Origin of the sequence: Streptosporangium sp. CA-135522, from assembly GCF_050949235.1 — a bacterium.
GTDB lineage: Bacteria > Actinomycetota > Actinomycetes > Streptosporangiales > Streptosporangiaceae > Streptosporangium.
The window spans coordinates 7,474,274-7,499,157 of record NZ_CP192026.1; the positions used below are offsets into that span (position 1 = coordinate 7,474,274).

At 70.6% G+C, this 24,884-nt stretch carries 21 protein-coding genes and 1 pseudogene; 11 read left to right on the forward strand and 11 right to left on the reverse strand.

Translation table 11 applies throughout. The features are described from left to right. Window positions 1-539: 539 nt before the first annotated feature. Both ACQPYK_RS35420 and ACQPYK_RS35425 read left to right on the forward strand, forming a co-directional pair. On the forward strand, window positions 540-1,448 hold the full coding sequence (locus ACQPYK_RS35420) for a proteasome assembly chaperone family protein (RefSeq protein WP_433240967.1): 909 nt from the start codon (window positions 540-542) through the stop codon (window positions 1,446-1,448). After that, a complete protein-coding gene (locus ACQPYK_RS35425) occupies window positions 1,441-2,478 on the forward strand; it encodes a Gfo/Idh/MocA family oxidoreductase (RefSeq protein ID WP_433240970.1) in 1,038 nt (345 codons plus the stop codon). Before ACQPYK_RS35420 ends, ACQPYK_RS35425 begins: the two co-directional genes overlap by 8 nt. Before the next feature lie 110 nt (window positions 2,479-2,588). Here the strand turns inward: ACQPYK_RS35425 and ACQPYK_RS35430 are convergent, their stop codons facing one another. The 3 genes from ACQPYK_RS35430 to ACQPYK_RS35440 all read right to left on the reverse strand — a co-directional run bounded on the left by ACQPYK_RS35430 (window position 2,589) and on the right by ACQPYK_RS35440 (window position 8,420). Then, the gene (locus ACQPYK_RS35430) at window positions 2,589-3,386 is read right to left on the reverse strand and encodes a tyrosine-protein phosphatase (protein ID WP_433240973.1); all 798 of its coding nucleotides are present in this window, start codon (window positions 3,384-3,386) and stop codon (window positions 2,589-2,591) included. 73 nt (window positions 3,387-3,459) lie between these two features. Next, window positions 3,460-5,922: a tetratricopeptide repeat protein gene (locus ACQPYK_RS35435; RefSeq protein ID WP_433240976.1), complete on the reverse strand. Its 2,463-nt coding sequence runs from the start codon at window positions 5,920-5,922 to the stop codon at window positions 3,460-3,462. A 404-nt stretch (window positions 5,923-6,326) separates the two neighbouring features. Further along, window positions 6,327-8,420 carry a M6 family metalloprotease domain-containing protein gene (locus ACQPYK_RS35440; protein WP_433240979.1) on the reverse strand — a complete coding sequence of 698 codons (2,094 nt, stop codon included), beginning with the start codon at window positions 8,418-8,420 and terminating at the stop codon, window positions 6,327-6,329. 235 nt (window positions 8,421-8,655) lie between these two features. On the opposite strand from ACQPYK_RS35440, the gene ACQPYK_RS35445 reads away from it, so the two are divergent. Beyond that, complete coding sequence (locus tag ACQPYK_RS35445; RefSeq protein ID WP_433240982.1) at window positions 8,656-9,726, forward strand: amidohydrolase family protein; 1,071 nt, start codon at window positions 8,656-8,658, stop codon at window positions 9,724-9,726. 22 nt (window positions 9,727-9,748) lie between these two features. Here ACQPYK_RS35445 and ACQPYK_RS35450 read toward each other — a convergent pair whose 3' ends face one another. Further along, window positions 9,749-10,165, reverse strand: coding sequence for a MarR family winged helix-turn-helix transcriptional regulator (locus tag ACQPYK_RS35450; protein WP_433240985.1), 417 nt, complete (start codon window positions 10,163-10,165; stop codon window positions 9,749-9,751). Window positions 10,166-10,287: 122 nt separating this feature from the next. On the opposite strand from ACQPYK_RS35450, the gene ACQPYK_RS35455 reads away from it, so the two are divergent. Next, window positions 10,288-12,024, forward strand: a complete 1,737-nt coding sequence (locus ACQPYK_RS35455) for an ABC transporter ATP-binding protein (protein WP_433240988.1) — start codon at window positions 10,288-10,290, stop codon at window positions 12,022-12,024. 60 nt (window positions 12,025-12,084) lie between these two features. Then, complete coding sequence (locus tag ACQPYK_RS35460) at window positions 12,085-13,233, forward strand: PP2C family protein-serine/threonine phosphatase (protein WP_433240991.1); 1,149 nt, start codon at window positions 12,085-12,087, stop codon at window positions 13,231-13,233. 64 nt (window positions 13,234-13,297) lie between these two features. Here ACQPYK_RS35460 and ACQPYK_RS35465 read toward each other — a convergent pair whose 3' ends face one another. Next, complete coding sequence (locus ACQPYK_RS35465; protein WP_433240994.1) at window positions 13,298-13,564, reverse strand: DUF397 domain-containing protein; 267 nt, start codon at window positions 13,562-13,564, stop codon at window positions 13,298-13,300. Further along, complete coding sequence (locus ACQPYK_RS35470) at window positions 13,545-13,688, reverse strand: Scr1 family TA system antitoxin-like transcriptional regulator (RefSeq protein ID WP_433240997.1); 144 nt, start codon at window positions 13,686-13,688, stop codon at window positions 13,545-13,547. The genes ACQPYK_RS35465 and ACQPYK_RS35470 overlap by 20 nt, the downstream gene beginning before the upstream one ends. A gap of 53 nt (window positions 13,689-13,741) precedes the next feature. Here ACQPYK_RS35470 and ACQPYK_RS35475 point away from each other — a divergent pair, with 53 nt between their 5' ends. Then, on the forward strand, window positions 13,742-14,242 hold the full coding sequence (locus ACQPYK_RS35475; protein WP_433241000.1) for an NUDIX domain-containing protein: 501 nt from the start codon (window positions 13,742-13,744) through the stop codon (window positions 14,240-14,242). 97 nt (window positions 14,243-14,339) lie between these two features. On the opposite strand, the gene ACQPYK_RS35480 is transcribed toward ACQPYK_RS35475, so the two are convergent. Next, window positions 14,340-15,170: an SDR family oxidoreductase gene (locus ACQPYK_RS35480; protein ID WP_433241003.1), complete on the reverse strand. Its 831-nt coding sequence runs from the start codon at window positions 15,168-15,170 to the stop codon at window positions 14,340-14,342. 566 nt (window positions 15,171-15,736) lie between these two features. Further along, window positions 15,737-16,450, reverse strand: a complete 714-nt coding sequence (locus ACQPYK_RS35485) for a helix-turn-helix domain-containing protein (protein ID WP_433241006.1) — start codon at window positions 16,448-16,450, stop codon at window positions 15,737-15,739. A 205-nt stretch (window positions 16,451-16,655) separates the two neighbouring features. On the opposite strand from ACQPYK_RS35485, the pseudogene ACQPYK_RS35490 reads away from it, so the two are divergent. The 5 genes and pseudogenes from ACQPYK_RS35490 to ACQPYK_RS35510 all read left to right on the forward strand — a co-directional run. Beyond that, window positions 16,656-16,865 (forward strand): annotated as a pseudogene (locus tag ACQPYK_RS35490) (cytochrome P450); the annotation flags it as partial. A gap of 39 nt (window positions 16,866-16,904) precedes the next feature. After that, complete coding sequence (locus ACQPYK_RS35495) at window positions 16,905-17,729, forward strand: oxidoreductase (protein ID WP_433241009.1); 825 nt, start codon at window positions 16,905-16,907, stop codon at window positions 17,727-17,729. A gap of 184 nt (window positions 17,730-17,913) precedes the next feature. Beyond that, a complete protein-coding gene (locus ACQPYK_RS35500; protein ID WP_433241012.1) occupies window positions 17,914-18,807 on the forward strand; it encodes an ATP-binding cassette domain-containing protein in 894 nt (297 codons plus the stop codon). After that, window positions 18,804-20,441, forward strand: a complete 1,638-nt coding sequence (locus ACQPYK_RS35505; RefSeq protein ID WP_433241016.1) for an ABC transporter permease — start codon at window positions 18,804-18,806, stop codon at window positions 20,439-20,441. The genes ACQPYK_RS35500 and ACQPYK_RS35505 overlap by 4 nt, the downstream gene beginning before the upstream one ends. A 179-nt stretch (window positions 20,442-20,620) precedes the next feature. Next, complete coding sequence (locus ACQPYK_RS35510) at window positions 20,621-21,856, forward strand: IS701 family transposase (protein ID WP_433241018.1); 1,236 nt, start codon at window positions 20,621-20,623, stop codon at window positions 21,854-21,856. A gap of 182 nt (window positions 21,857-22,038) precedes the next feature. Here the strand turns inward: ACQPYK_RS35510 and ACQPYK_RS35515 are convergent, their stop codons facing one another. The 3 genes from ACQPYK_RS35515 to ACQPYK_RS35525 all read right to left on the reverse strand — a co-directional run bounded on the left by ACQPYK_RS35515 (window position 22,039) and on the right by ACQPYK_RS35525 (window position 24,872). Beyond that, complete coding sequence (locus ACQPYK_RS35515; protein ID WP_433237794.1) at window positions 22,039-23,622, reverse strand: IS1182 family transposase; 1,584 nt, start codon at window positions 23,620-23,622, stop codon at window positions 22,039-22,041. 85 nt (window positions 23,623-23,707) lie between these two features. Then, complete coding sequence (locus ACQPYK_RS35520; RefSeq protein ID WP_433241020.1) at window positions 23,708-24,337, reverse strand: DUF5360 family protein; 630 nt, start codon at window positions 24,335-24,337, stop codon at window positions 23,708-23,710. After that, window positions 24,324-24,872, reverse strand: a complete 549-nt coding sequence (locus ACQPYK_RS35525; RefSeq protein ID WP_433241023.1) for a TetR/AcrR family transcriptional regulator — start codon at window positions 24,870-24,872, stop codon at window positions 24,324-24,326. The genes ACQPYK_RS35520 and ACQPYK_RS35525 overlap by 14 nt, the downstream gene beginning before the upstream one ends. Between the last annotated feature and the right edge of the window lie 12 nt (window positions 24,873-24,884).

Genomic DNA, 24,884 nt, shown 5'->3' on the forward strand with positions numbered 1-24,884 from the left:
CCGAAATGATGAATCATCATGGTTTCGGACGCCGCATGAACCAGTTTAGGTATTCGTCCTGTCCGAACATCCGGGCGGCGTCCGCGGCCGAAGGAGTGCCCGCGTCCGGGTCGGCCCCGCCTCCAGGAGCGCCCGGATCACTTCGAACTCCTTCTTGAAGGCCGCACCGCTCTTGAAGACCGCACCGGGCAACGGCGTCTGCCGCGGTCGTCAGCGCGCCCGGGGTGGTGAGCGCGCGGACGGTCTCCGCGTGACCGTGGCAGGCGGCGAGCACGAGCAACGTGTCACCCCTGTCACCGGCCGGGTTGTCCGGCACCCCGGTCCCCACATATGCGCCGAACACATGCGCCGAGCTGCTCGGTTCGCCCGGTCCTGGCCAGGTCGAACAGGCGGGTCGCGGACTCTTCCGGCTCCGGGTCGGGCTGCGTGAGACTCATTGTGCCCCGATAGGGTGCCCCTTGATCGCCGCGGGTAGGCGGAATTCACCGGGTGCCCCACGGGTTCATGTGAAGAGACGACCGACGAAAGGCTGGAACACGGTGTTCGACCCGACGGATCTCTACCGGCTCAGCGGAGACGTCCCTGAGCTGACCGATCCGGTGCTGCTCTACCACTTCGACGGCTTCGTGGACGCCGGTGGCGCCGGACGGCTCGCCATCGGTCACCTGCTCGACGAGCTGGAGCACCGGGTCGTCGCGACCTTCGACGTCGACCGGCTGCTCGACTACCGGTCCCGGCGCCCGATCATGACCTTCGACACCGACCGATGGGTCGAGGTCGAAAGTCCCGAGATCGCCCTCCACCTCGCCCACGACACCACGGGCACCCCGTTCCTGCTGCTCACCGGCCCCGAGCCGGACCGCGAGTGGGAGCTGTTCACCGCCGCCCTGGACACGCTGGTCACCCGGCTGAACGTGGGCAAGCTGGTGACCACCCATGGCATCCCGATGGCCGTCCCGCACACCCGCCCGCTGGGCATCACCGGTCACGCCAGCCGCGCCGAGCTCATCACCGGCCAGACCAGCGCCTTCGGGAAGGTCCAGGTGCCCGGCAGCGTGGCCGCGCTGATCGAGTTCCGGCTCGGCGCCAAGGGCCACGACGCCCTCGGCTACGCCGTCCACGTCCCGCACTACCTCGCCCAGGCGGAGTATCCCGCGGCGGCGGTGACCGCTCTGGAGGCGGTCACCAAGGGCACCGGCCTGGTCTTCCCCCTGGAGAGCCTGCGCGAGGCCGCCGATCGGACCGACACCGAGATCGCCGAGCAGATCGAGGCCTCCGACGAGCTGTCCACCGCGATCACCGGCCTGGAGCAGCAGTACGACGCGTTCGCCACCGGCGCGCAGCGCGAGAGCCTGATGGCCGAGCCCTCCGAGATGCCCACCGGCGACGAGCTCGCCGCCCAGTTCGAGGCCTTCCTCGCCGAACGTGACGAGCGGCGCGGTGACTGATCTCCGGGTCGGCCTCATCGGGTACGGCGTGGCCGGGGCGTTCTTCCACGCCCCGCTGATCGCCGCGACCCCGGGGCTGCGCCTGTCCGCCGTGGTGACCGGCAATCCCGAGCGGGCCGCCGAGGTGCGGGAGAAGTACGGCGCGCGGGCGGTCGGCGACGCCGCCGAGCTGTGGGACTCCAGCGACCTGATCGTGGTCGCCTCTCCCAACCGCACCCACGTCCCGCTGACCGAGGCCGCGCTGAAGGCGGGCCTGCCGGTGGTGGTGGACAAGCCGTTGGCGGCCACCGCCGCGCAGGCCCGCGCCCTGATGGAGCTGGCACGCGATCTCGGCCTGATGCTGACCGTCTTCCAGAACCGGCGCTGGGACGGCGACTTCCTGACGATCGAGCGGCTGGTCTCGGCCGGCGAGCTCGGCACGGTGAACCGGCTGGAGTCCCGGTTCGAGCGCTGGCGCCCCACCCCGAAGGGCGGCTGGCGCGAGCTCGGTGACGCCGAGGAGGTCGGCGGCCTCCTGTACGACCTCGGCAGCCATCTGGTGGACCAGGCCCTGCGGCTGCTCGGCCCCGTCACCCACGTCTACGCCGAGTCCGACGTCCGCCGTCCCGGGGTCGCCTCCGACGACGACACCTTCATCGCCCTGACCCACGCCGGCGGCGCCCGCTCCCACCTGTGGGCCGGCGCGCTCACCGCCCGGCTGGGCCCTCGCTTCCGGGTCCTGGGCTCGACGGCCGGCTACGTCAAATACGGCCTGGACGTCCAGGAGGACCGGCTGCGCGCCGGCCTCACCCCCGACGTTTCGGGCTTCGGTGAGGACCCTCCGGAGCGCTGGGGCACCTTGGGCACCGACGACGACCATAATCCCGTCCGCACCGAACCGGGCGCCTACCTATCCTTCTACGAGGCGGTGACGGCGAGCCTGCGCGAGGGCGCCCCGCCCCCGGTGGAGCCGGGAGAGGTGGTCGAGGCCCTCACCGTTCTGGAAGCCGCCCGCCGGTCGGTCGCCGAGCGCCAGGTGATCGCCCTCTGAGAGCCGCGCTCTCGCCGAGCCCTCCCGCTCAGGGGCCGGCGACCGGCCGCGGCGGGCGTGACGGGCGCGACGAGGCCTTGGCGGGTCTTCGGCCGGGCGCCCGGCGGACGTCAGTCGCGCAGGCGGGAGCGGAGCGCCTCGGAGTCGGCGTCGCTCCAGCCGTGCGAGGCGAGCCATGGCAGAGGCCCGCCGAAACGGTCGTCGAGGACCTGGAGGAACTGCTCGATGTATTCCGGGCGCGGCCGGTGGTCGTCGGCCGGGCGGGAGTCGAGGTCGTCACGGTAGGTGGGGCTGGAGCGCAGGCGAGCCAGGATGCCCTCCAGACGGTCACCGGTGGCGGCGTAGTCGGCCACGATCGCCTCCCGGGTGGCTCCGGCGACCTCCAGGGCCAGGGCGCAGACGACGCCGGTACGGTCCTTGCCCGCCGCGCAGTGCACGACGGCGGCGCCGTCGTCGTGGGCCATGACGCGCAACGCGGCCAGCACCGAGTCGGGCCGGTCGCGCAGGTAGCCGTAGTAGAAGCCGGTCACCTTGAGCTCGGCGAGGTCCTCCTCGACCCGCTCCTGCCAGGGCAGCACCCGATCGGCGTCGATCGTGTCGGCCTCGACGTCGGTGTGCCTGCCGCCCTCGGCGAACAGGGTGAGGTGGTGGATGCTCACCTCCGGCACGGTCGTGAGCGGTCCGGGCCCCTCCAGGGACACCTCCGCGCCGGAGCGCAGGTCCACGACGTGGCGGAGCTTGAGCTCGCCGACGAGGAGCTCGATGTCGCGCGCCGTCAGCCCCTGCAGGTTGTCCGATCGGTAGAGCCGGCCGAAGCGTGTGGTCCCGCCGTCGACCGTCGCCAGCCCGCCGAGGTCGCGCACGTTGACGGCGCCTTCGAGATCGATCCATCGCGTGAAGTCGTTCATCACCATGAGCCTATACGTAGGGGTATGTCCGCGCGGTGAACACCCGGTGCCCATCGTTGCAACGACGGTCGCCTCACTCCCCCGCGCGGCGCAGGAGTTCGATGGTGCGGCCCATCCCCGCCTGGTTGCCGAGGCTGCGGTAGATGTCCTGGGCCCGTCTGAGCGGGAGGATCGCCGTCTGGGGGTCGCCCGCCTCCAGGTGCGCCTCGCCGAGGTAGCGCAGGCTCCTGGCCATCCACCAGCGGTCATCCAGCTCCTCGAAGGCGCGTACGGCCCGCCGCAGCGCCTCCTGCGCCTCTCGGGTACGGCCCAGCCGGCCGTGGGCGCGTCCGGCCGACAGCTCGGCCCTGGCCACCCCCCAGGAGTCGCCGAGGGCGACCAGCATCTCCGCGGCCCGCCGTACGTAGGTCAGCTCGCGCAGCCCGTTGGCCGGGTTGCCGACCTCGCCGGCCGCGCGCAGGCACCTGGCCTCCTCCCAGAGCTCGCCCCGGAGTCGGAAGGTCTCGGCCGCCCGGTCGAGGCTGAACCCGGCCCGGGTGAAGTCCTCGCCGGCGGCCCTGGTCTCGCCCCGGGCGTGCAGGGCTCGGGCGGTCGCGCCGAGCACCTCGCCGTAGGCGCGCAGGGTCTGCGCCTCGGAGTAGCGGTTGCGGTCCTGTTTGAACACCTCCAGGGCGTCCTCCAGCAGCCGTCTGGCCTCCTCGGGCCTGCGCTGGGCGAGCCGGAGCTCGGCCAGGTTGCGCTGGGTCCTGGCCGACCACCAGCGGTCCTCCTCCCCTTTGAAGGCGGTGATCGCGTCGATCAGGTAGCCCTGACCGCGGTCGAGGCTGCCGTCGCTGAACAGGGTCATGCCGACCGTGCGCATCGCCCGCGCGGCCCACCAGGACTCCCCCAGTTCGGTGAAGATCTCCAGCGCCCGTTCGGCGTCGGCCCTGGCGATCTGGTGGCTGCCCTGCCCGCTCGTCACCGCGGCCCGATCCAGCAACGCGATGCCCAGGGCCCGCCGGTCGTCCATGTGGACCGCCGCCTCGCACACGATCTCGGCGACCGCTCGCCAGTCGGACCAGTAGGCCCGCAGGGAGTGGCACAGGGAGCACAGGGCCCGGCCCAGGCCCCAGGCCAGCTCCCACATCTCCAGGTTGCGGGCCTGGTGGATCACGGCGACCAGGGTCAGCCGCTCGGCGTTGAGCCAGTCGGCGGCCGACGCCTGGGCCATCGTCGCGGCCGCCGGATCGGTGCGCCTGCCGCTGCGGCCCCAGTCCTGCGGCCAGCGGGCCATGGCCGCGACCTCGGCGCGGCGGCGGTAGCCGGACAGGACCCGCTCGATGGCCGCCCGGCGATGGGCCTCGTCGTCGCCGGAGAGGGCGAGCTCACGGGCGAAGATCCGCACCAGGTCGTGCAGCCGGTAGCGCATGACGCCGGAGAAGTCGACGCCCGAGCATTCGGCGAGCTGGGTGTCGATGAGCGCCTCCAGCTGGTCGGCGCCGTCCAGCTCGGAGGTGGCCAGCAGCTCCCCCGCCACCCAGCCGGGCACGTCGGGAGCGGTCAGCAGGCTGAGCAGGCGCAGCAGGCGACGCTGCAGCCCGGTGCAGTCGTCATAGCTGAGCTGGAGCGAGGCCCGCACGCTCTTGTCGAGCCTGCGGGCCAGTTCGAGCTGGTCCAGGCGGCGGCGCTCGTCCCGCAGCCGGTCGGCGAGCTCGCGCAGGGTCCAGTTCTCCCGGGTCGCCAGGCGCCCGCCGCAGATGCCGATGGCCAGCGGCAGATGGTCGCACATGCGGACGATCTCCTGGGCCGACTCCAGGTCTGCGGCGACCCGGTCGTCCCCGGCCAGCCGGGCGAGCAGTTCCACGCCCTGTGCCTCGCTGAACACCGAAAGCTGCTTGTCGTAGGTGTTGAGCAGGAACAGGGGCTGCCTGGAGGTGATCATCACCGCGCACCCGGGCTCGGCGGGGATGAGGTCCTTGACCTGATCCCCGTCCTGGGCGTTGTCCAGGCCGATCAGGATGCGCTTGCCCTTGGTCCAGGTCAGCCAGAGCTTTCGCAGCTCGGTCAGGCCACCGGGGTCGGTCGTCAGCCGCACTCCCAGTGCCCGCAGGAAGCCGATCAGCACTTCCTCGGGCGGGACCGGCTCCGCCGCGCCACGCAGGTCGGCGTAGAGACGTCCGTCGGGGAAGCGGTCGGCGACCTCGTGCCCGAACCTGGCGGTGAGCATGGACTTGCCCACGCCGCCCCTGCCGTACACCGACACGACCAGGGGCGAGGTGGCCTCGTCGCCGCCGTGGGAGCGGTGGCGCTCGGCGAACACCCGGCGCAGCTCGGCCAGCGACTCGGTCCGGCCGGTGAAGTGCGCCGAACCCGGTGGCCACTGGTCGGGTGCGCGCCAGGACGGGCCGTTGCCCTCGGTCCGCTCCTGGCCCCGCGTGCCGGCGGTCGCCCAGGTGAGCAGGCCGACGAGGAGGGCGGCGAGCGCGGTGACACCGACCTTGGCCCCGGTGGGCAGGTCCCAGATGTCCAGCGAGGTCGCCAGGATGCTGGCCACCGCCGCGACCGTTCCGGCGGCGGCGGGGGCCGCCAGCGGGATCGACCGCCTCGGCGGTCTCGAATCACGATGATCAGGCACGTTCGACGGCCCGGGCATCCACACCCCCCGAGAGAACCGCGGCACGTCCGCGACCGCCCGAACCGGCCGACGTGTTGCCCCAAGATTGATTCAACCAGATACCGGGCCGGCGGCGAGACCCCATAGATCAGCTAAACAGTCGGTGAAATGACATGCCATGAAAATTCACCGGAAGGTGGCCTGGTGAAGATGGGGAGGCGCGCTCCGCCCCGCCCCGCCGCCTGCCGGACCCGCGATGACGGGGTACGGCATGCGCGCCGTACCCCGTCGCCGTCCCGAGCGGGCTCTCACGCCCTTGCGGGATGTTCTCCGGCCGGGACCCCCTACAGGCCGATCACGTGGCAGGTGGCCTTGGCGGTCTTGGACGGGTCGCTCTCGGAGGTGGCCGTCAGCGTGACCTTGGCCAGGCGGCTGCCCCCGGAGGCCCGCTGGGCGTTGACGGCCACCAGCGTCTGCCGGCCGAAGTCGGCGGTCGCGAGCCGGTTCGGCAGCGAGGCCGTCCAGCCGTCGCCCTGGACGGTGGCCGACAGCCGGTAGACGTCGCCGTTGAGGTGGGCGCTCACGTCCTCGGGGTGCTGCCCCTGGGCGGGGGCGGTCGCACCGGTGTTGAACAGCGGGAACCGGCAGGAGGACAGGCCCTTGCCGCCGGGGACCCCGGCGGCGGGGAGCAGCTTCAGGCCGCGCTTCTGCGGCCCGGCGCCGTCCAGGGAACGGACGGCCACCGTGTAGGACAGCACGCCCCCGCGGTCGCGCCGCACGTCGAGGACGTAGAAGTGGAGCCGGTTGGCCTCGTCCACGTATTCGAACTCGGAGCCGGAGTCGGTGCCGGCGTGGAACAGCGCGTCCGACAGCTGGCGGTAGTCGCCGATGGTGATGGGCACGGCGGTCCCGTCGGGCAGGACGTAGTCGGTCATGCCGATGTCCTGGGGATTGGCGTCGACGACCCATTCGAAGGGCGCGCGGTCCTGGTTCTTGGTCTTGGCCAGCAGCACCCCGGAGTCGGGGGTGAAGGAGTCGGCGCCCATCCGGTCGACGACCTCGACGGTGTAGTTCTCGTAGCCGCCGCCGTCACAGAGCGGGTCGACGGCGATGTCGCACGCCGGGCTGCGATCGCCGTCGCCGAAGGCGATGTTGACGCCGGACAGGTCATCGGGGCCGGGCTGAACCGACCGCGCGGTCACCTTCGCCACGACGAGACCGGACTGGGCCAACGCCTCGCGGGACAGGCGCAGCACGTTCCGCTCGTCGACCATCTCAAGCTTGATCTTGTTGCGGAGCATGTGCTGGGCGCCCATGGAACCGCCGCCGGTGGGCGGGATCATCCAGCGGCTGTGCGGGCCGCCGGGCCCGTTGAAGCTTCCCCGGCTGAGCATCTCCCAGATGCCGGTGTAGGCCCGGCGCGGCGGCACTCCGAACGGGTTGTTGTAGTTGTCGCCGATGCCGAGGATGTGGCTGAGCTCGTGGGCGTAGACGCCCTGTCCCGAGCTCTCTGCCTGGGTGGACGATCCACCTCCGGCGTTGGGCCAGATGGAGGAGGCGGAGGCCCAGGAGGTCCACTCGACGTATCTGGTCCTGGCCCAGTTGGGCAGGGCCGGGTCCGGCGGCCCGAAGTCGTCGGTCACCGCCTCCTTGACCGGGAACTTGATCGACCCGAACTCCTGCCAGGTGGCCGACTCGTCCTGGCCGGCGCTGAGGTAGAAGACGAAGTCGAACCCGGCGGGGACGTCCGGCCCCTCTGCGGCGGCCCACGCGGCCCGCCCGTCGGTCCTGATGTTGCGATCGCAACTGTCGCCCGCCGGACAGCCGGTGCCCGCCTGGAACTCCATGGCGTACTCGTGGGACTTGCCCGGCATCCGATAGGGGCCGAAGGCGGTCAGGTCGACGCCGTAACGGCCTGCGGAGTCCTCCATCCAGTATTCGTGGATGGTGTGGCCGCGGTTGAGCCCGCCGGGGGTGTTGAGGAAGTCCTTGTAGAACTGGGCGACCTGCTCGCGCGGGATGTCGTGGGCCTCGGCGCTGGGGTTCTTGAAGACCGTCGATCCCTTGGGCCGGGTGACCACGAACGGCTGGTTGGGGTAGTCGAGCAGGACCAGCGCGCCGCGGAAGGTTCTCTTGGACCCCTTGACCGCGGGATCGGCCCAGTTCGTGCCGGGCGGCTTGGTGTAGTCGGCCCACGTCATGTGGTCCGGGTTCTTCCAGTTCTGCGGGTCGACCGGAGCCGGGCCACCGGGTTTGCCGCGCAGCGTGGCCGCGGGTTCGTCCCGCTGCCAGGGCTGGGTCTGGGGCCATTGGTTCAGGCGCCACGGGTGCTCGGGGTCGGGAGACGGGTCGGCGGAGGCGGGGAGGGAGGCGATGCCGATCGGGATCAGCACCGCGACTGCGATCAACGCTTTGAGCAACCTGGGGGGACGAGTCACGAAAAATGACGCTATAGATCGCTTTAGCAACGATCAATCTTCTTTTGGAGGAAGGCCGTCCATCAGATGAAGAAAGGAGAGGAGGGGCCGTACGGTAACACAGGGACCGCACAGGGACACAAGGACCGCACGGGAACGCAGGGACCGCACGGGAGCACGATCCTCAGCGCGGCGTTTGAGATCGAAGGACCGATGCCCTTAATCTCTTTAAAGGGACAAACAGACAGGAGTGTCTATGCCCACGCGCGCGGGCCACGCCATCGGCACGCGTGCGCTCTCGGCAGTCGTCGTGCACAGCGCGCCGCTCGTCCTGCCCGTCTGCGAACGGCCCATCGAGGACGGAGCCGTCGCCGTCCGGGGAGATCGGGTGATCCGGGTCGGCCCCCGCGGGGAGATCGAGGCCGCCTATCCCGAGTCCGCCCCCACCCGCTGGCCGGGGATGATCGTGCCGGGGCTGGTGGACGCCCATCTCCGGCTCGACCAGACGCCCGTCCGGGCAGCCGTCCACGGTGTCACCGCGATCGCGGGCGTGGCGGGCGATCCGGACGTCGCATCGGCGGTCGGGGAGACCGGCCTCGGCGGCGTGACCTACCTCGAGACGCGCTGCGAGAACGAGGCGCGGTGGGAGGGCGACGGGCGTGATCGGCTGATCACCGCCATCCGTGAAGTGGACCATCCGGGGGCCATCGGCATCGCCCCGCACTCCCCCGACCCCGTGGTCATGGAGGACCTGGCCATCCTGTCCCGCACGTTCCGGCTCCGGCTCCTCATCGAGGTGGGCCGCCATCCGGCCGCGTTCCTGGACGAGGTGGGCGCCCTCGGTCCCGGCTGTCACGTGGCCGTCTCCGGCCCACTCGACGAGGCGGACCGCAAGCTGCTCCGGATCCGGGGCACGGCGGTGGCGATCTCGTCGCCGTTCGCCGCCGAAGGGTTGCTCGACGGCGGGGGCGTCATCGCGTTCGGCACCCGGACCGGCGGTGACCCGCTGGCCGTCGCCCGCACGCTCGCCCGCGACGCCGCCGATGACACCGCCGGCGGCAGTGCCCTCGACCGGCTTCTGGTCGAGGCGGTGACGCTGGGCGGGGCGCGCGCCCTCGGCATGGCCGAGGGCACGGGCCGTCTGGGCTCTCTCGGCCCTGGCAGCCGCGCGGACTTCGCCGTCTTCGCCGTGAAGGCCGACGAGCGGACCGCCTACACCGCCCTGCTGCGCGAGGGTCCGGGCCGGTGCGTGGCCACGATCATCGGCGGCCGCCCCCGCTGGCGCCTCGGCGGCGGCCACGACGTCGAGGCCAGGCGTCTCGCCTGACCGGACCTGCGCCCGGACGGCTCTAGCCGAACTCGCGGTCCACCAGGCCCAGCAGCTCCCTGAGCCGATCCTGCTGTTCGGGGGTGAGCACCGAGAACAGCTCCTCGGCCACCTGCCTGCGCGCCTCGCGCACCTGCGCGTACTGGACCCGGCCCTCGGGGGTGATCACCAGCAGGGTGGACCGGCGACTGGCCGGGTCGACCTCGCGGCGGACCAGGCCGGCCTCCTCCAGGGCGTCCACCACGGGGGTGACCGAGCGCGGCACGATCCTGAGCCTGTCGGCGAGCTGCACCATCTTGAGCGGCGGCTCGGCGTCGGCGATGATCCTCAGCGCCCGCGCCTGGCCGGGACTCAGGCCCAGGGGCCCGAGGCGCTCGCCGTAACCGCGGCGCAGGCGATGGCCGACGCCGTGCACGAGGTCGGCCAGTTCCGTCTCCACGTCCTGAATTTATCTCATTGTTCACGGGAATGATTGTGAGCTAACCTCTGTTTGAGTGAACATCAGAAAGGGGTTGCATGACCGAGCGAACCAAGAGAGCCCTCCGGCACGAAGCACCTGACATGAACGACGAACCCCGGGCGCCCCTGCGGCGCATCGTCGCCCTGTTCCATCCCTACCGGGGCCGGCTGGCCCTGGTCGGCGCCCTCATCGCGCTGTCCTCGCTGGTCTCGCTGGCGTCGCCGTTCATGCTCCGCGAGGTGCTCGACGACGCCATCCCCAACGGCAGGACCGGCCTGCTGACGCTGCTGGCGTTCGGCATGGTCGCGGTCGCCGTCACCACCAGCGTCCTCGACGTCGTCCAGACGCTGATCTCGACCACCGTGGGCCAGCGCGTCATGCACGACCTGCGCACCGCCGTGTACGGCCACCTCCAGCGCATGTCCCTGGCCTTCTTCACCCGGACCCGCACCGGAGAGGTGCAGTCGCGCATCGCCAGCGACATCGGCGGCATGCAGAGCGTGGTGACCTCCACCGCCGCCTCGATCGTGTCGAACCTGACCACGGTGGTGGCGACGATCATCGCGATGCTCGTCCTCGACTGGCGGCTGACCGTCGTGTCGCTGCTGTTGCTGCCCGTCTTCGTGGGGATCAGCCGCAGGGTCGGCCGCGAGCGCAGGAAGATCACCTCCGAGCGGCAGCGGAAGATGGCCGCCATCTCCTCGACGGTCCAGGAGTCGCTGTCGATCAGCGGCATCCTGCTGGGCCGGACCATGGGTCGCGGCCCCGAGCTGACCCGGCAGTTCTCCGCCGCCTCCGACGAGCTGGCCGATCTGGAGGTGCGCTCCAGCATGGCCGGACGCTGGCGGCAGTCGACCATCCAGATCATCATGGCGGCCATGCCCGCGATGATCTACTGGGCCACCGGGCTGACCTCGGCCGTCTCCATCGGCACCGTCGTCGCCTTCACCACGCTCCAGATGAACCTGTTCCGGCCCACCGTGTCGCTGCTGCGGCTCGGCGTGGACGTGCAGAGCTCCCTCGCCCTCTTCGCCCGGATCTTCGAATACCTCGACCTGCCGGTCGACATCCACCCCGGCACCCGGACGCTGCGGGACGTGCGTGGCGAGGTCCGCTTCGAGCACGTGGACTTCTCCTACGGCGAGGCGCCCGCCCTGTCGGACGTGAACCTCACGGTCGCGGCGGGCACGACCCTGGCCGTGGTCGGCGAGACCGGTTCCGGCAAGACCACGCTGAGCTACCTGCTGCCCCGCCTCTATGACGTGACCGGCGGGCGGGTCACCGTCGACGGCGTGGACGTGCGCGAGCTGACCTTCGAGACTCTGGCCGAGACGGTCGGCGTGGTCTCCCAGGAGACCTACCTGTTCCACTCCTCGATCGCCGACAACCTCCGCTTCGCCAAACCCTCCGCGACCGACGCCGAGCTGGTCGAGGCCGCCCGCGCCGCCCGCATCCACGACCACATCGCGTCGCTGCCCGACGGCTACGACACCATGGTCGGCGAGCGCGGCTACCGGTTCTCCGGCGGCGAGAAGCAGCGTCTGGCCATCGCCCGCACGCTGCTGCGCAACCCGCCCGTGCTGATCCTGGACGAGGCCACCAGCGCCCTCGACACCCAGACCGAGCGCGCCGTCCAGGAGGCCCTGGACACCCTGTCGCGGGGCCGTACCACCATCACCATCGCCCATCGCCTGTCCACGGTCCGCGACGCCGATCAGATCGTGGTCCTCGACCACGGCCGCGTCGCCGAACGCGGCACCCACGCCGGGCTCCTCGCCGCCGACGGCCCCTACGCCGCCCTCGTCCGGCGCGACGAGCCCGCGGCGGTCGCCGCCTGACGGGAGGCCGCCCCGGCGGGTTCCTCCAAGATCCGTTTTCGCAGGGTGTAAGCAGGAAGGGTGCAACTCTGGCAGCGCATTTCCGATCCGCTCCGGTCAGGGCGTTCGGGACCCGCGCTCGTCGCGATCCCGCTCGCGCTGATCCTGGGCATCACGATCGCCGACGTCGTGATCCCGGCCGAGGTCCATCTGGCTCCGCTGCTGGTCGCCGCGCCCGCGATCACGGCCGCCTTCGCCGGCCCGCGGCTGACGGGGACGATCGGCCTCCTCGCCGTCGCCGACCAGGTGCTCATCGGCGCCCATGACGGCGAGCTGAGCGCTCAGGAGCTGCGCATGCAGGTCCTCGCCCTGATGGTGGTCACGGTCCTTGTGGTGATCTTCTCCCTGCTTCGGGACCGGGACCGGCGGGAGCTCGTCCAGGTGCGGTCGGTGTCGGAGGCCGCGCAGCGGGTCCTGTTGCGCCCCCTTCCGGAGCGGATCGGCCCACTCCGGCTCGCCTCGGTCTACCTCGCCGCCGAGCAGGAGGCCCAGATCGGCGGCGACCTGTACGGCGTCGCGCGGACCACCGGCGGCACCCGGCTCATCATCGGTGACGCGCGAGGCAAGGGCCTGGACGCCATCTCCGAGTCCGCTCTGCTGCTCGGTGCCTTTCGGGAGGCCTCCCGCCGCCACGTCGACCTGCCCGGCCTCACCGCCGACCTGGAGGAGAGCGTCAGCTCCGACCTGGCAGGGCTCGGGGAGGTCCGGGACGACGGCCCGAAGAGCACCGAAGAAGGCGTCGGAGAGGGCTTCGTCACCGCCGCGGTGCTCGAAATCCCCGACGGGGACACCCTGCTCACCATGGTCAGTTGCGGGCATCCCCCGCCCCTGATCGTGCGCGAGGGCCGTGTCACGGCGCTCCACGCCACCCGGCCCGCGCCCCCGCTGGGCCTGGGCCTGCTCTGCGAGCCCGACTACGAGATCGAGACGTTCAAGTTCAAGACGGGCGACATCCTCCTGCTCTACACCGACGGCGTCATCGAGGCCCGCGACCCCGACGGGGCCTTCTATCCGCTGGCCGAGCGGATCTCCGGCTGGAGCGATGGCGGCCCCGAGGCCCTTCTCCAGTACGTCCACGACGATCTCCTCGCCCACGTCGGCGGGCGCCTGGGCGACGACGCCGCGATGATCGCGGTTGAACGCCTCAACGGCGACGCGCGGCGCGGCTGAGCCTTCATACGGGCGCCCCGTACGGCCTGCGCCGCACGCTCGATGCGGCGGAGCGGTGGAGCGGTCACCCTGCCGGGAAGTCGAACTCCCCGTCCTTGACACCGCCGACGAACGCCTCCCACTCGGCGCGGGTGTAGACGACCACCTCACCGTCGGGATGATGGCTGTGCCGTACGGCGGCCCGCCCGCTGCCGTCGGCCAGGGGCCGGCCTCCACGCTGCTTCCGCCACCGTTGTCGCTTCTCGTGCTGATGTGCCAGGCAACATCGGCCAAGTCCTCGGGGGTAGGCAGGCCATGCCCTTCCATCACGTTCACCGCACCTCTTCTGCAATCGCGGAGATGAGCTCGGCCGAATAGGGATCCTTCATCTGCAGTATCCGGAAAGCGCCTGTCGGGCCGGCATGCGCACCGGCACTGAACGGGAGCACCCGAACCTCGATGTGCGGCGCTGCCACCTCTCAACGCGCCTTCGGTGACGACGCGCGACCGGCAGGGTAGCGTGGCCGGGATGAGCGAGACCTATCTCGAACCCGCCGAGTGGTATGCCACCCTGCCCAGCGCGTTCGTCTCGGCCTGCCTGCTGCTCACCGACGCCGAGGACCGCGTGCTGCTGGTCAAGCCCAACTACCGGCCGGGCTGGAGCTTCCCCGGCGGGATCACGGAGGCCGGCGAGGCGCCCCACGACTGCGCCGTGCGGGAGGTCGCCGAGGAGCTCGGCGTGACCGTCGAGGCGGGCGGGCTCCTCGTGGTCCACTGGTCGCCACCGGCGGGAGACCGCCCCCGCTCTATGATCAACTTTCTGTTCGACGGCGGTGTCCTCCCCGACCCGGACCTCATCAGGTTGCAGGTCGAAGAGCTCGACGACGCGGCGTTCCTGCCCTGGGACACCGCCGCCACCCTCCTGCCCGCGCACTCCGCCGCCCGCCTGCCCGCCGCGCGTCAGGCCCGCGGGAACGGCCGTCCCGTGTATCTACCGGACGGGCTTTCGGTTCCGGAGGACCACGTCTGACGGCCGCGTCCGGGCGAAGACGGTGCGTGAGCGTTCGAGCTCGGGCGCGCCACCGCGCCCGGTGAGCGGTCAGCGGTCAGCGGTCAGCGGTCAGCGGTCAGCGGAAGTCGCCCGCGTGGCGGGCGGCCCACTGCGCATAGGTGTACGGCGGGCGGCCGGTCACCTCCTCGACGGTCGGCAGGACCTCCGCGGTCTTGCCCGCCAGGGCCGCGAGCACCTCGAGCACGGTGTCCGCGAACTCCGGCGGCAGGGAGGAGTCGATCATCTGCTGCCGCGCCCGCTCCGGCGGCACCTCCTCGAACCGCACCGGGCCACCGATCACCTCGCCGAGGATCCGCACGCGCTCGACCTGGGTCAGCGACTCCGGCCCGGTGAGCTTGTAGGCCTGTCCCGCGTGCCCGTCGTCGAGCAGCGCGCTGACCGCGACGGCGGCGATGTCACGCTCGTCGATCCCGGCCACGGCCGCGTCGCCGTACGCGGTCCGCACCACCCCTTCGGCCCTGATCATCGGCGCCCAGGTGAGGTCGTTCGTCATGAAGGCGCCGGGACGCACGAACGTCCAGGGCAGCCCCGACCTGGTCACCGCCTGCTCGCACTCGACATGCATGCGGCCGATCCGGTTGAGCCGTGGATAGGTCACCGAGGACGAGGAGAGCAGCACCACATGTCCCACCGCCGCCCGCGCCGCCGCGTCGAGGAAGCCGTCCAGCGCGCCGAACACCGGGAACAGGAACGCGCGGTCGACGCCCGCGAGCGCGGCCGGCAGCGTCTCGGGACGGCGCAGGTCACCCTGGAACACCTCGACCCCGTCCGGCAGCTTCGCGTTCCCCGGGTCGCGGGCGATCGCCCGCACCTTCTCACCCCTGGAGATCAGCTGGTCGATCACGTTACGGCCGACGTTTCCGGTCGCGCCGGTCACCAGAATCATGATGGGGATGCGTCCCTTCTGTGATTTTCCGCGCGTCCAGGTCGACATCGCGGAGGGTGCGGCCACCGAGCCCGCCGGCGGGGAGGAGACCGGGGGTAGGTCTGCGGTGGCGCCGGCCTACGGAGGCCGCATGTGGAGCGTGTTCCCGATCGCCCTCCGAAGATATCAATTCAATCGATTGAATGACAAACTTCAATTGGTTGAATGACATCGCACGGATCGGTCCTCCCCACCGGGTCGCCTAGGACGTGTATCGAAGTCCGCTGTGGCGTGAGGGTCGGCCTGACGATACGGAGCGGGTCAGCGATCGACGACGAGTGAGGTCTCCGGTAGGTGGTTGGTCGACCAAGACGAACCTCGATACCGGAGACCTCGTGGCCGCCTTGGCGGTGACGCGGCGGTTCGACCTGACCGATGCGCAGTGGGTGGTGCTGGAAAAGCTGCTGCCTGTGCCGAAACGGTCAGGGCGGCCGACCACCCGCCTTCGACCCCCAGGCCTACGCGCAGCGCCACGCCGGTCACCGCCTCTCGAGTGGCGCGGATCGCGTCGACGACGCGAGGTGTGGTCAGTGCGTGTCGTCACCGGTGCCGGAAAAGGTTCGCCGGTAATGTTCGGCCGCCTGCGCCATGTCGGAGCTGAGGAGCTGGAAGAACCGACTTGCGGTCTGGAGCCGGGTGCTGGCCGGGGTTCGGGCGCCGAGTACCTCGACGCCTTCCCGAATGGTGTCGGCCCACATCGCCATCGACCGGGTGCCCACCGACCACGCCCTGTACCAGACGTCCTCGTCGATGAAGTACCGCTCACGCCGGTTGTCACGTTCGCGTTTGACGAGCCCCAGTTGCTCGAGCGAGCCGACGGCTTTGGAGATGGACGCCGGGCTGACCCGCAGCCGTTCGATCAGCTCGGCGACGGTCATGTTGCCGCTGTCGCTGGTGAGCAGGCAGACCAGCACCTTGGCCGCCATCGGCGGCCACCCCCCTGACATCAGGCCGGTGAGTTTCTGCTCGTATTCCCGCACCGCCTGGGGGTCACACCCGCCGGCGTCCACGACGGCCGGCGTGCTCAGTGGCGGTTTCGGCCGCCGGCGGGCCCGCCATCCGGTCGCCTGCTGCGCCCGGGCCGCGTGGTAGCCGTGCGGGCCGCCGTTACGGGCGATCTCGCGGCCGATGGTCGACCTCGGCCGCCCCAGGCGACGGGCGATCTCCGCATAGGCGAGCCCTTCCGCCAGTCTTTCGGCGATCTTGCGGCGGTCCTCGTACGTCAGGTGGCCTCCCGGCATGCACGCCTCCCGGTTCGTCGCGGGTGCACAAGTATGTCGCCAGGCGTGCTTGATTGCGACGCGGCAGGCGGTTGTTGCATTTGCCGGCATGGTCGTTGCGCCAATCGATGCCGCCTGAACTGCGGTGACACCGTTTGCCGCTTGCCTAATCCTCGAACGCGTCCGTAGCTTTCCCGATGTGTGAATGATGGCCGTTCTCACAGAAAGAAGCCCACATGACCACGTCGCCTTCGGCCACGGCATCCACCAGTGCCTCGGCCAGCAGCTGGCCCGCGTGGAACTACAGGTCGCGCTCCCCGCCCTGGTCCACCGATTCCCGACCCCGCGCCTGGCCGCCTCGCCAGAGGACCTGTCATTGCGTACCGACATGGCCGTCTACGGCCTCCACGAGCTCCCTGTCGCCTGGGACGCGTAGGCGGACACCGACTTCCATCGAATCTCAGGAGACCCTGGCATGGCTGCCAAGATATCCCTCGTCACCGGCGCCTCCTCCGGCATCGGCCACGCCACCGCACTCGAGCTCCTGCGCGCCGGCCACATCGTGTACGGCGTGGCACGGCGGGTGCACAAGATGGCGGCGATCAGCGAAGCGGGAGGTCACATCCTCCCGATGGACGTGACCAAGGAAGAAGACCTCCAACGGGTAGTTCGTACCATCCTGGATGAACACCAGCGGATCGACGTCCTGGTGAACAACGCCGGAGCCGTCGTACACGGCGCCGTCGAGGACACGCCCCTGGCGATGGCACGAGACCAGTTCGAGGTCAACGTGTACGCGCCGGCCCGGCTGATCCAACTCGTCCTGCCGCAGATGCGGCAACAACGATCGGGCACGATCGTCAACGTGTCCTCGATCGGCGGCGAGCTCGCCCTCCCGCTCGGCGCCTGGTACTACGCCTCCAAGCACGCCCTGGAAGCCTTCTCCGACACGCTCCGAATGGAGACCGGACAGTTCGGCATCGACGTCGTCGTCATCCAGCCCGGCATCATCAAGACCGATTTCGAGGCCGGAACCGCTCGGCAACTGCGGGAGATCTCCGGAAACGGGGCCTACCGGCAGATGGCCGAAGCCATGGCACGCGCGGCCGAGGCGTCGGTGAGCGAGAGCGGCCACGCCTCGGACCCCGACGTCGTCGCGACGGCGATCAGGGAGGCCATCGAGTCGGCCCGGCCGGAAACCCGCTACGTCGTGGGCCGGCAGGCCGAGAGTCTCCTCAACCTCAAGAGGTCCCTCCCGGACCGCGAATTCGACGCACGGGTGACCCTCCCCGCCTCATGAGCGAACCGTCGCCCCCGACAGCGACACAGGCCCCGCGGTCCCGGCCGAAGCGCAAGAGCGCGGCCGACTTCCCCCCGACGCCGGCCAGGCCGTCCTTGTCCTGACGCCCTCCGGCACCTTCACCGGCGATGAGATCGAGCGTCGCCTCCTCGCCATGCTCAAAAACCCGCTATCGGAGAAACCCATGACCCCTGCCATCGCCACTGCCGGACTCGTCAAAGCCTTCGGACCGGCACGCGCCCTCGACGGGCTCGACCTCACCGTACGCACCGGCGAGGTGCACGGCTTCCTCGGCCCGAACGGGGCCGGAAAATCAACCACCATCCGCATCCTGCTGGGCATGATGCGAGCCACCTCCGGCAGCACCAGGGTGCTGGGCGGCGACCCCTGGGCGGACGCCGTCGCGTTGCACCGGCGGCTGGCGTATGTGCCGGGCGATGTGGAGCTGTGGCCCAACCTCACCGGAGGCGAGACCATCGACGTGCTCGGCCGCTTGCGTGGCGGCCTCGACAACAGGCGCAGAGACGAGCTGATCGAGCGGTTCGAGCTCGATCAGAAGAAGAAGGCGCGGACCTATTCCAAGGGCAACCGTCAGAAGATCGCCCTCGTCGCCGCCCTCGTCGCCGACGTGGAGCTGCTGATCCTGGACGAGCCCACGAGCGGGCTGGACCCGCTGATGGAGGCGGTGTTCCAGCAGGTCGTCGCCGAGGCCAAAGCCGCCGGCCGCACCATCCTGCTGTCCAGTCACATCCTCGCCCAGGTCGAAACCCTCGCCGACCGGATCACCATCATCCGGGAAGGGAAGACCGTGGAGTCGGGGACGCTGGCGCAGATGCGGCACCTGACCCGGACGACGATCGTGGCCGAGACCGCCGCACCGGTCAGCGGCCTCGACCAGTTGCCCGGCATCCACAACGCGAAGGTCGAGGACGGTGGCGTGCGGTTCAGCGTGGACACCGAACACCTCGACGCAGCTGTCCTGCACCTCACGAGGTTCGGCATCCGCTCGCTGGTCAGCCACCCGCCGACGCTCGAGGAGCTCATGCTCCGGCACTACGGGATCAAGGAGGCGGCATGACCGCCGCGGTCTCCCCGGCCCGGGGCCGTACCGGATCGAGAGCGGCGAGCAGCCACCTGACCGGCACCGGCGCCATGGTACGGCTGGCGCTGCGCCGCGACCGGATCAAGCTGCCCATCTGGGTGCTCGCCACCACCGTTCTCGTCCCGCGTTTCTACTACGCGGCCACCACCACGGTCGTCCCGACGCCGGAGGCCTTGGCCGAAGCCACGCGGCTGATCCGCGTTTCGTTCATGAAGGTGCTTGCCGGGCCCTTCTTCGGCGTCGAGGCCGTCACCACGCAGAAGTACTTCCTCGCCGCCTACTGGGTCGAGTTCCTGCTGGCCGCCGCGCTGATGAACATGCTGCTCATCACCCGGCACACCCGGGCGGAAGAGCAGACAGGCCGGGCCGAACTCATCCGCGCGGCCGTCATCGGCCGGCACGCCCAGCTCACCGCGGCGCTGATCGTCGCATTGCTGGGCAATGCCGTGCTCGCGGCCTTCACCGCTGTCGCGGCGATCAGCATCGGGTTTCCCACCGGCAGCGCGCTGCTGTTCGGCGCTTCCCTCGCCGCGGCCGGGCTGGTGTTCGCCGCGGTCACCGCGGTCACCGCGGTCACCGCCCAGCTCACCGAGTACACCAGAAGCGCCAGCGGGCTCGCGGGCGTGGCGCTCTTCGGAGCGTGGATTCTCCGCGGCGCGGGAGCGATGCAGACCCAGGAGGGCGGTCCGCTGTTCTGGCTGTCCCCGATCGGCTGGTCACAGCAGGCCCGGGTGCTGGCCGGCGATCGTTGGTGGCCGCTCGGTCTTTCTGCTCTTCTCGCCGGGCTCCTGGTCGCGGGCGCCTACGCCCTGGCGGGCCGTAGAGATCTCGGTGCCGCCTTGGTGGCCCCGCGACCTGGCCGGCCCTCGGCGCCTTCTTGGCTGCGCTCGCCGTTCACACTCGCGCTGAGGCTCCAGCAGGCGGCCATCGGCTGGTGGGGAGCCGCGTTTGTCGCCGTGGGCCTCGTCTTGGGCGGCATGACTGGTGGAATGTCGAACACCGATCTCCCCATCTTCGCCGGGGCGGACTTCGGGCGGGCCTGGCTCAGCCTCATGGTGTTCACCGGGTCTCTCTACACCGGCGTCTTCGCGGTCCTGTCGATTCTCCGGCTCCGCGCGGAGGAGGTGCGTGGCCGTATCGGTCCAGTGCTGGCCGGACCGACCAGCAGATCGACGTGGCTCGGGTCGTCCCTGCTGGTCTCCGCGCTCGCCGTGGCCGTACTGCTGGCGGTGTACGGCTTCGCGCTCGGTGCCGGCGCTGCCGCGTCGAGCGGAGATCTCGCCCTCGCAGGCGAGGTCATCCGGGCATGCCTGCTCCGCATCCCGGAGGTGTTGGTGCTGCTCGCCGTCCCCGCCGCGCTGCTCGGGCTCGCCCCGCGAGCCATCAGCGCGGCCTGGGTCGTGCTCGTGTACAGCGGGTTCGTCCAAATCCTGGGGTCCTACCAGGGGGTGCCTGGATGGCTGGTGAACACGTCGGTGCTGTCCCACCTTCCCTGGCACCCGTTGGGGGCCTTCGCCCCGGTGGCCACGGTGGTCCTGGTCGCACTCGCCGGTGCGCTGACGGCCCTCGGTCTGTACGGCTTGCGCCGCCGCGATCTCACCACGGTCTAGGGGCTGTATCGAAGTCAGCCAGAGCCATTCGTTGATGGCTTCGTAGCGGATGGCCACAGCATGATGGCGTTTCTGACCTGTTCCGTACCGTCAACAGCGGACTTCGATACACGCCCTAGTAGGACTTGGTTACCTCGGGTAGGAGACGGTATGTCCCCTGCGTTGGGGGGTGAGGGACGATGACCCCTCAAGAACTTGAGGCCGTACGAGCGCGGTTGGAGACGTTTGCCGCCGAGGTGTTCTCCTGTTTCTCCCGTGCTGATCAGCGGCGGTGGGGCGAGCGGTATGTGCGTGGGCTGCTGACCGACGGAGCGCGTAAATCGATGGAGCCGATGGCGGCCCGGCTGGGCGTGGATCGCCAGGGGCTGCAGCAGTTCCTCACCGACGCCCCCTGGTCGCATCAGCTGGTTTTGGCCGAGTTGGCCTGGCGGATGGAGGCGGCGATCAACCCGGTGGCGTGGGTGATCGATGATGTGTCCTTTGTCAAGGACGGCCAGGAGTCGCCGGGCGTGGCCGCGCAGTACTGCGGGGCGCTGGGCAAGACCGCCAACTGCCAGGTCGCCCCCAGCGTGCACCTGGTCACCGACGCCGCTTCCTGCCCGGTGAACTGGCGGCTGTTCGTGCCCGAGCAGTGGGATGCGGCCTCGCCGCGGGCAGAAGATCCGGCCGCGGTGGCGGCACGCAGACTCCGGGCCCGGATCCCCGCCGACGTCGCTCATGTGCCCAAGTGGCAACTGGTCATCGACATGATCGATGAGCTGTGCTGCTGGGGGCTGGAGGCGCCGCTGGTGGTCGCCGATGAGGGCTACGGCCAAGACGGGGCCTTCCGCCTGGGCCTGACCGAGCGCGGTATTCCCTACGTGGTAGGGGTGCGTTCCGATACCGCGCTGCTGGGCGCCGGTGCCCGCCGCACCGCCCCGGCCTATGGCGGGACCGGGCGGCGGCCGGTCCCGCGTTACCGGGACAAGCCGTGCTCGGCCCAGCAGATCGTGACCGCCGCCGGGCGGCGCGCGCTGCACACCGTGACCTGGCGGGCCGGGTCCAAGGGGCCGTTGCGTTCCCGGTTCGCCGCGCTACGGGTCCGCCCGGCGGGAGTACGGATCCGCCGCGCCCACGCCGGCCGGGAGTTGCCGGAGTGCTGGCTGCTGGCTGAATGGCCGCCAGGCGAGCCGGAGCCGACCAAGTACTGGCTGTCCACCCTGCCCGGCGACATCCCGTTGCGGCACCTGGTGAGAATGGCGAAGATCCGCTGGCGGGTCGAGCACGACTACCGCGAGTTGAAGACCGGTCTGGGCCTGGACCACTTCGAGGGCCGCACCTGGAGTGGCTGGTATCACCACGTCACCTTGGTCTCGGTCGCTCACGCGTTTTGCACCCTTGAGCGGCTCAACCCAAAAGCGCGGGCCATGGCTTGAGCACCTACCGGGTCATCGCCGAGTTGCAGCTGCTCCTGGCGTGTTGGGCCGGGGCCTGCCCCACCTGCCATCGCAGGTTGCCCAGACATGCCCAGCCCGTCCCCACCTAACCAAGCCCTACTAGAAGGCCGCTGAAAATCTTGCTGGTGGAGGGGTGTTTCGCACTGCGATGCCCCTGCTCGCTATGCGCCGGCAGAGGCGATCACCCAGGCGCCGTTCATACGGGTCAGTCCAAGACTGATCAACCGGCGAAGGTTGAGGGCGGCGGCGCGGGTGTGGAGCCAGGCATCGTTCTTGATGGCACCGATGTAGCGCAGGCGGCGGTTGCCGCGCGCCACGATCCAGGCGACGCCGCGCTCGACGGGTGCTCTCCAGCGGCGGTAGTCGGCTCGCCAGGTCGCATCGGTGGCGGCCCGGCGGCGGGCATCGGCCATCAGGCCGTGATCCGGGCGGATGGTCACGATGCGCCCGGCCTTGGCCGTGGTGCACCGCTCACGCAACGGACAGCAGGCGCACCTGTCACCGAACAACGCCTTGCGCTGATGATGCCGCCCGGCCGCGGGTGACAGCACGACGGTGTGTCCCGCAGGACAGCTCACCGTGTCGGCGACGGTATCGATGGCGAAGTCGTCCAGGGTGAATCCGCCGGGGATGGCCGGCCGCAGCGGGGCAGGCTTGATCACCAGCCGGTGCCCAGCCGCCTGCAGGCGACGCCGGGCATCACCACCGTCGTAGGCGGCATCGGCGAAGACCTGCACCGGTGCCCGCTCATCGGCCAGCAGGTCGGCGGCGACGGTGGCCTCGTGATGGGCCGGCCCGGATCCGGGCCGCAGCGCAACGGCGGTGAACAGGCCGGTCTCGGGCTCCACCACCAGATGGGCTTTGAAACCGTCTTGACGATGAGCGCGGGTCTTATGGATGTGCCGGGCTTCGGGATCGATGGTGGAGATCATCCGGTCGGGTGCGGTGCGCCGGGCGATGCGCCAGCGCCCGTCGCGGCCGTCGGAGCCCTCGGCGGGCTCCACATCCTGGTAGGCGACCAGGGCCAGCAGGCCGACCGCGTCGGTGGCCTTGTGGTCGAGCGTCTGCTCGGGGAGGCTGGCCAGCAGCCGGATCGCATCACCCACCAGATCGTCCACCAGCGCCGCCCGGGCCTGCTCGTCGTTCCAGGCGATGCGCGGCTTGCCCGCCTCGGCGTAGTCGCAGGCGGTGCACTGCGCAGCGGCGATCGGCGCGGCGCCGGGCACCTGGCGGATCACCCGGCGGATCGCGGCGATCAGCTGGGTGACGGTGTCTTGGGTGGCCACCGCATCCTCCAGCACCGCCGAGTCCAGTGCGCGCCGCTGCCGGCTGGTCAGCACGCCGGTCGCGGCGATGACCGCACCGATCACGGTGAAGATCCGCTGGGGATCGGCCGAGCGGGCCAGCCGACGCCGGAAGTAGGTCAGCAGCGACGGATCGAAGGCGCTGTCATGCAGCCCCAGCCCGCAGGCGGCCTTCCAGCGCAGGTCACAGCGCAACTGCTGGACGGCATCGAAGTCCGAGACGCCATACAGCGTCTGCAGCAGCACCGCAGCGGCCAGTACCTGCGGCGGCATACTCGGCCGCCCGTTGGGTGAGGGATACATGTCGGCGAACATCTCGGCCGGCAACAACACCTCGCGGTGCTCGGCCAGAAACGCGAACACGCTGCCTTCGGGGATCAGCTGCCGGCAGGTGGCCCACACATCCGGGCCGACCGGCTCTCCAGCCCACTCACCTTGCATAACACCAGTCTGACCCCGCCATCATTCGAGGCGAGGTCAGCCCCCAACATCTTCAGTGATCTTCTAGGTGTATTGACCTGAGAGGTTAGGCCCGTGTCCCGCCCCTGACCGGCCCGGCGAGATGGGCGATCGCGGGCAGGGGGAAGGCCAGCAGGTAGAGGTTGGGGATCCACCAGGCGAGAGAGAAGTCTCCGCGCAGGGTCCAGAAGGCGACGGCCATCAGTCCGGAGGCCGCGGTGAGGACCAGGGAGACGAGCATCAGCGCCGGGCCGTTGCGGGCGCCTCGGCGGACCAGGTGGAGGCTGGTCAGACCGGTGGCGCTGGCCAGGACGTCGATCCAGAGGAACGACCAGTTCCAGGAGACCATGAGCGGATCGGCGTAGTCGGCGAACGCCCACTCCGGAGGGATGAGACCCAGGCCGGTGATCGAGAAGTAGACCAGGAAGCCCACATCGGTGACCAGCATGAGCGCCTTGGTCACCCGGAGAGGCCGGCCCGGCGGCCGGCCGGCGCCGCCGGGATCATCGAGACCGTCGAGGTCCGGCCGGAGGCCGCCGAGGGGGCCGTCCGGCGAGGGGACGCCGACCGGGTGGAAGGCGTCAGAGCGGGAGGCGTCCGGGCAGGAGACGTGGGAGGCGTCCGGGTGGAAGGCGTCAGAGGAGGCATCCGGGCGGGAGGCGTCCGGGGAAGGCGGGCGGACACTACAGCGCAGCATGGTCGATCATCTCCATCAGCCGGTGGCGGACCTGCTCGTGCAGTCCGGCCTCGGGTTCGGCCAGACCCAGCAGGCGGGCGGCCCACCAGCCGTCCACGGCGAGGCGGACCAGCGTGGCGACCGCGGGGTCGATGCCGTCGTCGGCCAGACGGCGCTGCCAGGTGGCGTAGCGCTCGCGCAGGGGCGCGAGACCGCCGGGGTCGACGAGCACGCCCGCGAGCAGGGCCGCGGTGATCCGGTCGGCCGGAGCCCGGCCGTCGGCCGGGCGCTCGGGAACGGTCGCGGCGACGTAGGCGCGCAGGAAGTCGCCCGGTCGCGGGCCGGGGTCGGCGAGGGCCGCGTCGAAAGCGCCGACCAGGCGCTCGACCATCGCGGCCACCATGGCCTGCTTGGTGGGGAAGTGATAGAAAAGCCCGCCTTTGGAGACCCCCGCGCGCCGGGCCACGGCTTCCAGGGTCAGCGATTCCGCTCCCTCGGTGAGCAGCACTTCGGCGGCGGCGTCGAGAAGTCGGTCTTTGGAACTCGGTCTTGGCACGATCTTAACTTT

Coding starts and splice junctions, on each gene's coding strand:
- ACQPYK_RS35430 (WP_433240973.1), bottom strand. CDS start 3,386: ATGAACGACTTCACGCGATGGATCGATCTCGAAGGCGCCGTCAACGTG.
- ACQPYK_RS35445 (WP_433240982.1), top strand. CDS start 8,656: ATGCCCACGCGCGCGGGCCACGCCATCGGCACGCGTGCGCTCTCGGCA.
- ACQPYK_RS35455 (WP_433240988.1), top strand. CDS start 10,288: ATGAACGACGAACCCCGGGCGCCCCTGCGGCGCATCGTCGCCCTGTTC.
- ACQPYK_RS35475 (WP_433241000.1), top strand. CDS start 13,742: ATGAGCGAGACCTATCTCGAACCCGCCGAGTGGTATGCCACCCTGCCC.
- ACQPYK_RS35480 (WP_433241003.1), bottom strand. CDS start 15,170: ATGATTCTGGTGACCGGCGCGACCGGAAACGTCGGCCGTAACGTGATC.
- ACQPYK_RS35485 (WP_433241006.1), bottom strand. CDS start 16,450: ATGCCGGGAGGCCACCTGACGTACGAGGACCGCCGCAAGATCGCCGAA.
- ACQPYK_RS35495 (WP_433241009.1), top strand. CDS start 16,905: ATGGCTGCCAAGATATCCCTCGTCACCGGCGCCTCCTCCGGCATCGGC.
- ACQPYK_RS35500 (WP_433241012.1), top strand. CDS start 17,914: ATGACCCCTGCCATCGCCACTGCCGGACTCGTCAAAGCCTTCGGACCG.
- ACQPYK_RS35505 (WP_433241016.1), top strand. CDS start 18,804: ATGACCGCCGCGGTCTCCCCGGCCCGGGGCCGTACCGGATCGAGAGCG.
- ACQPYK_RS35510 (WP_433241018.1), top strand. CDS start 20,621: ATGACCCCTCAAGAACTTGAGGCCGTACGAGCGCGGTTGGAGACGTTT.
- ACQPYK_RS35515 (WP_433237794.1), bottom strand. CDS start 23,622: ATGCAAGGTGAGTGGGCTGGAGAGCCGGTCGGCCCGGATGTGTGGGCC.
- ACQPYK_RS35520 (WP_433241020.1), bottom strand. CDS start 24,337: ATGCTGCGCTGTAGTGTCCGCCCGCCTTCCCCGGACGCCTCCCGCCCG.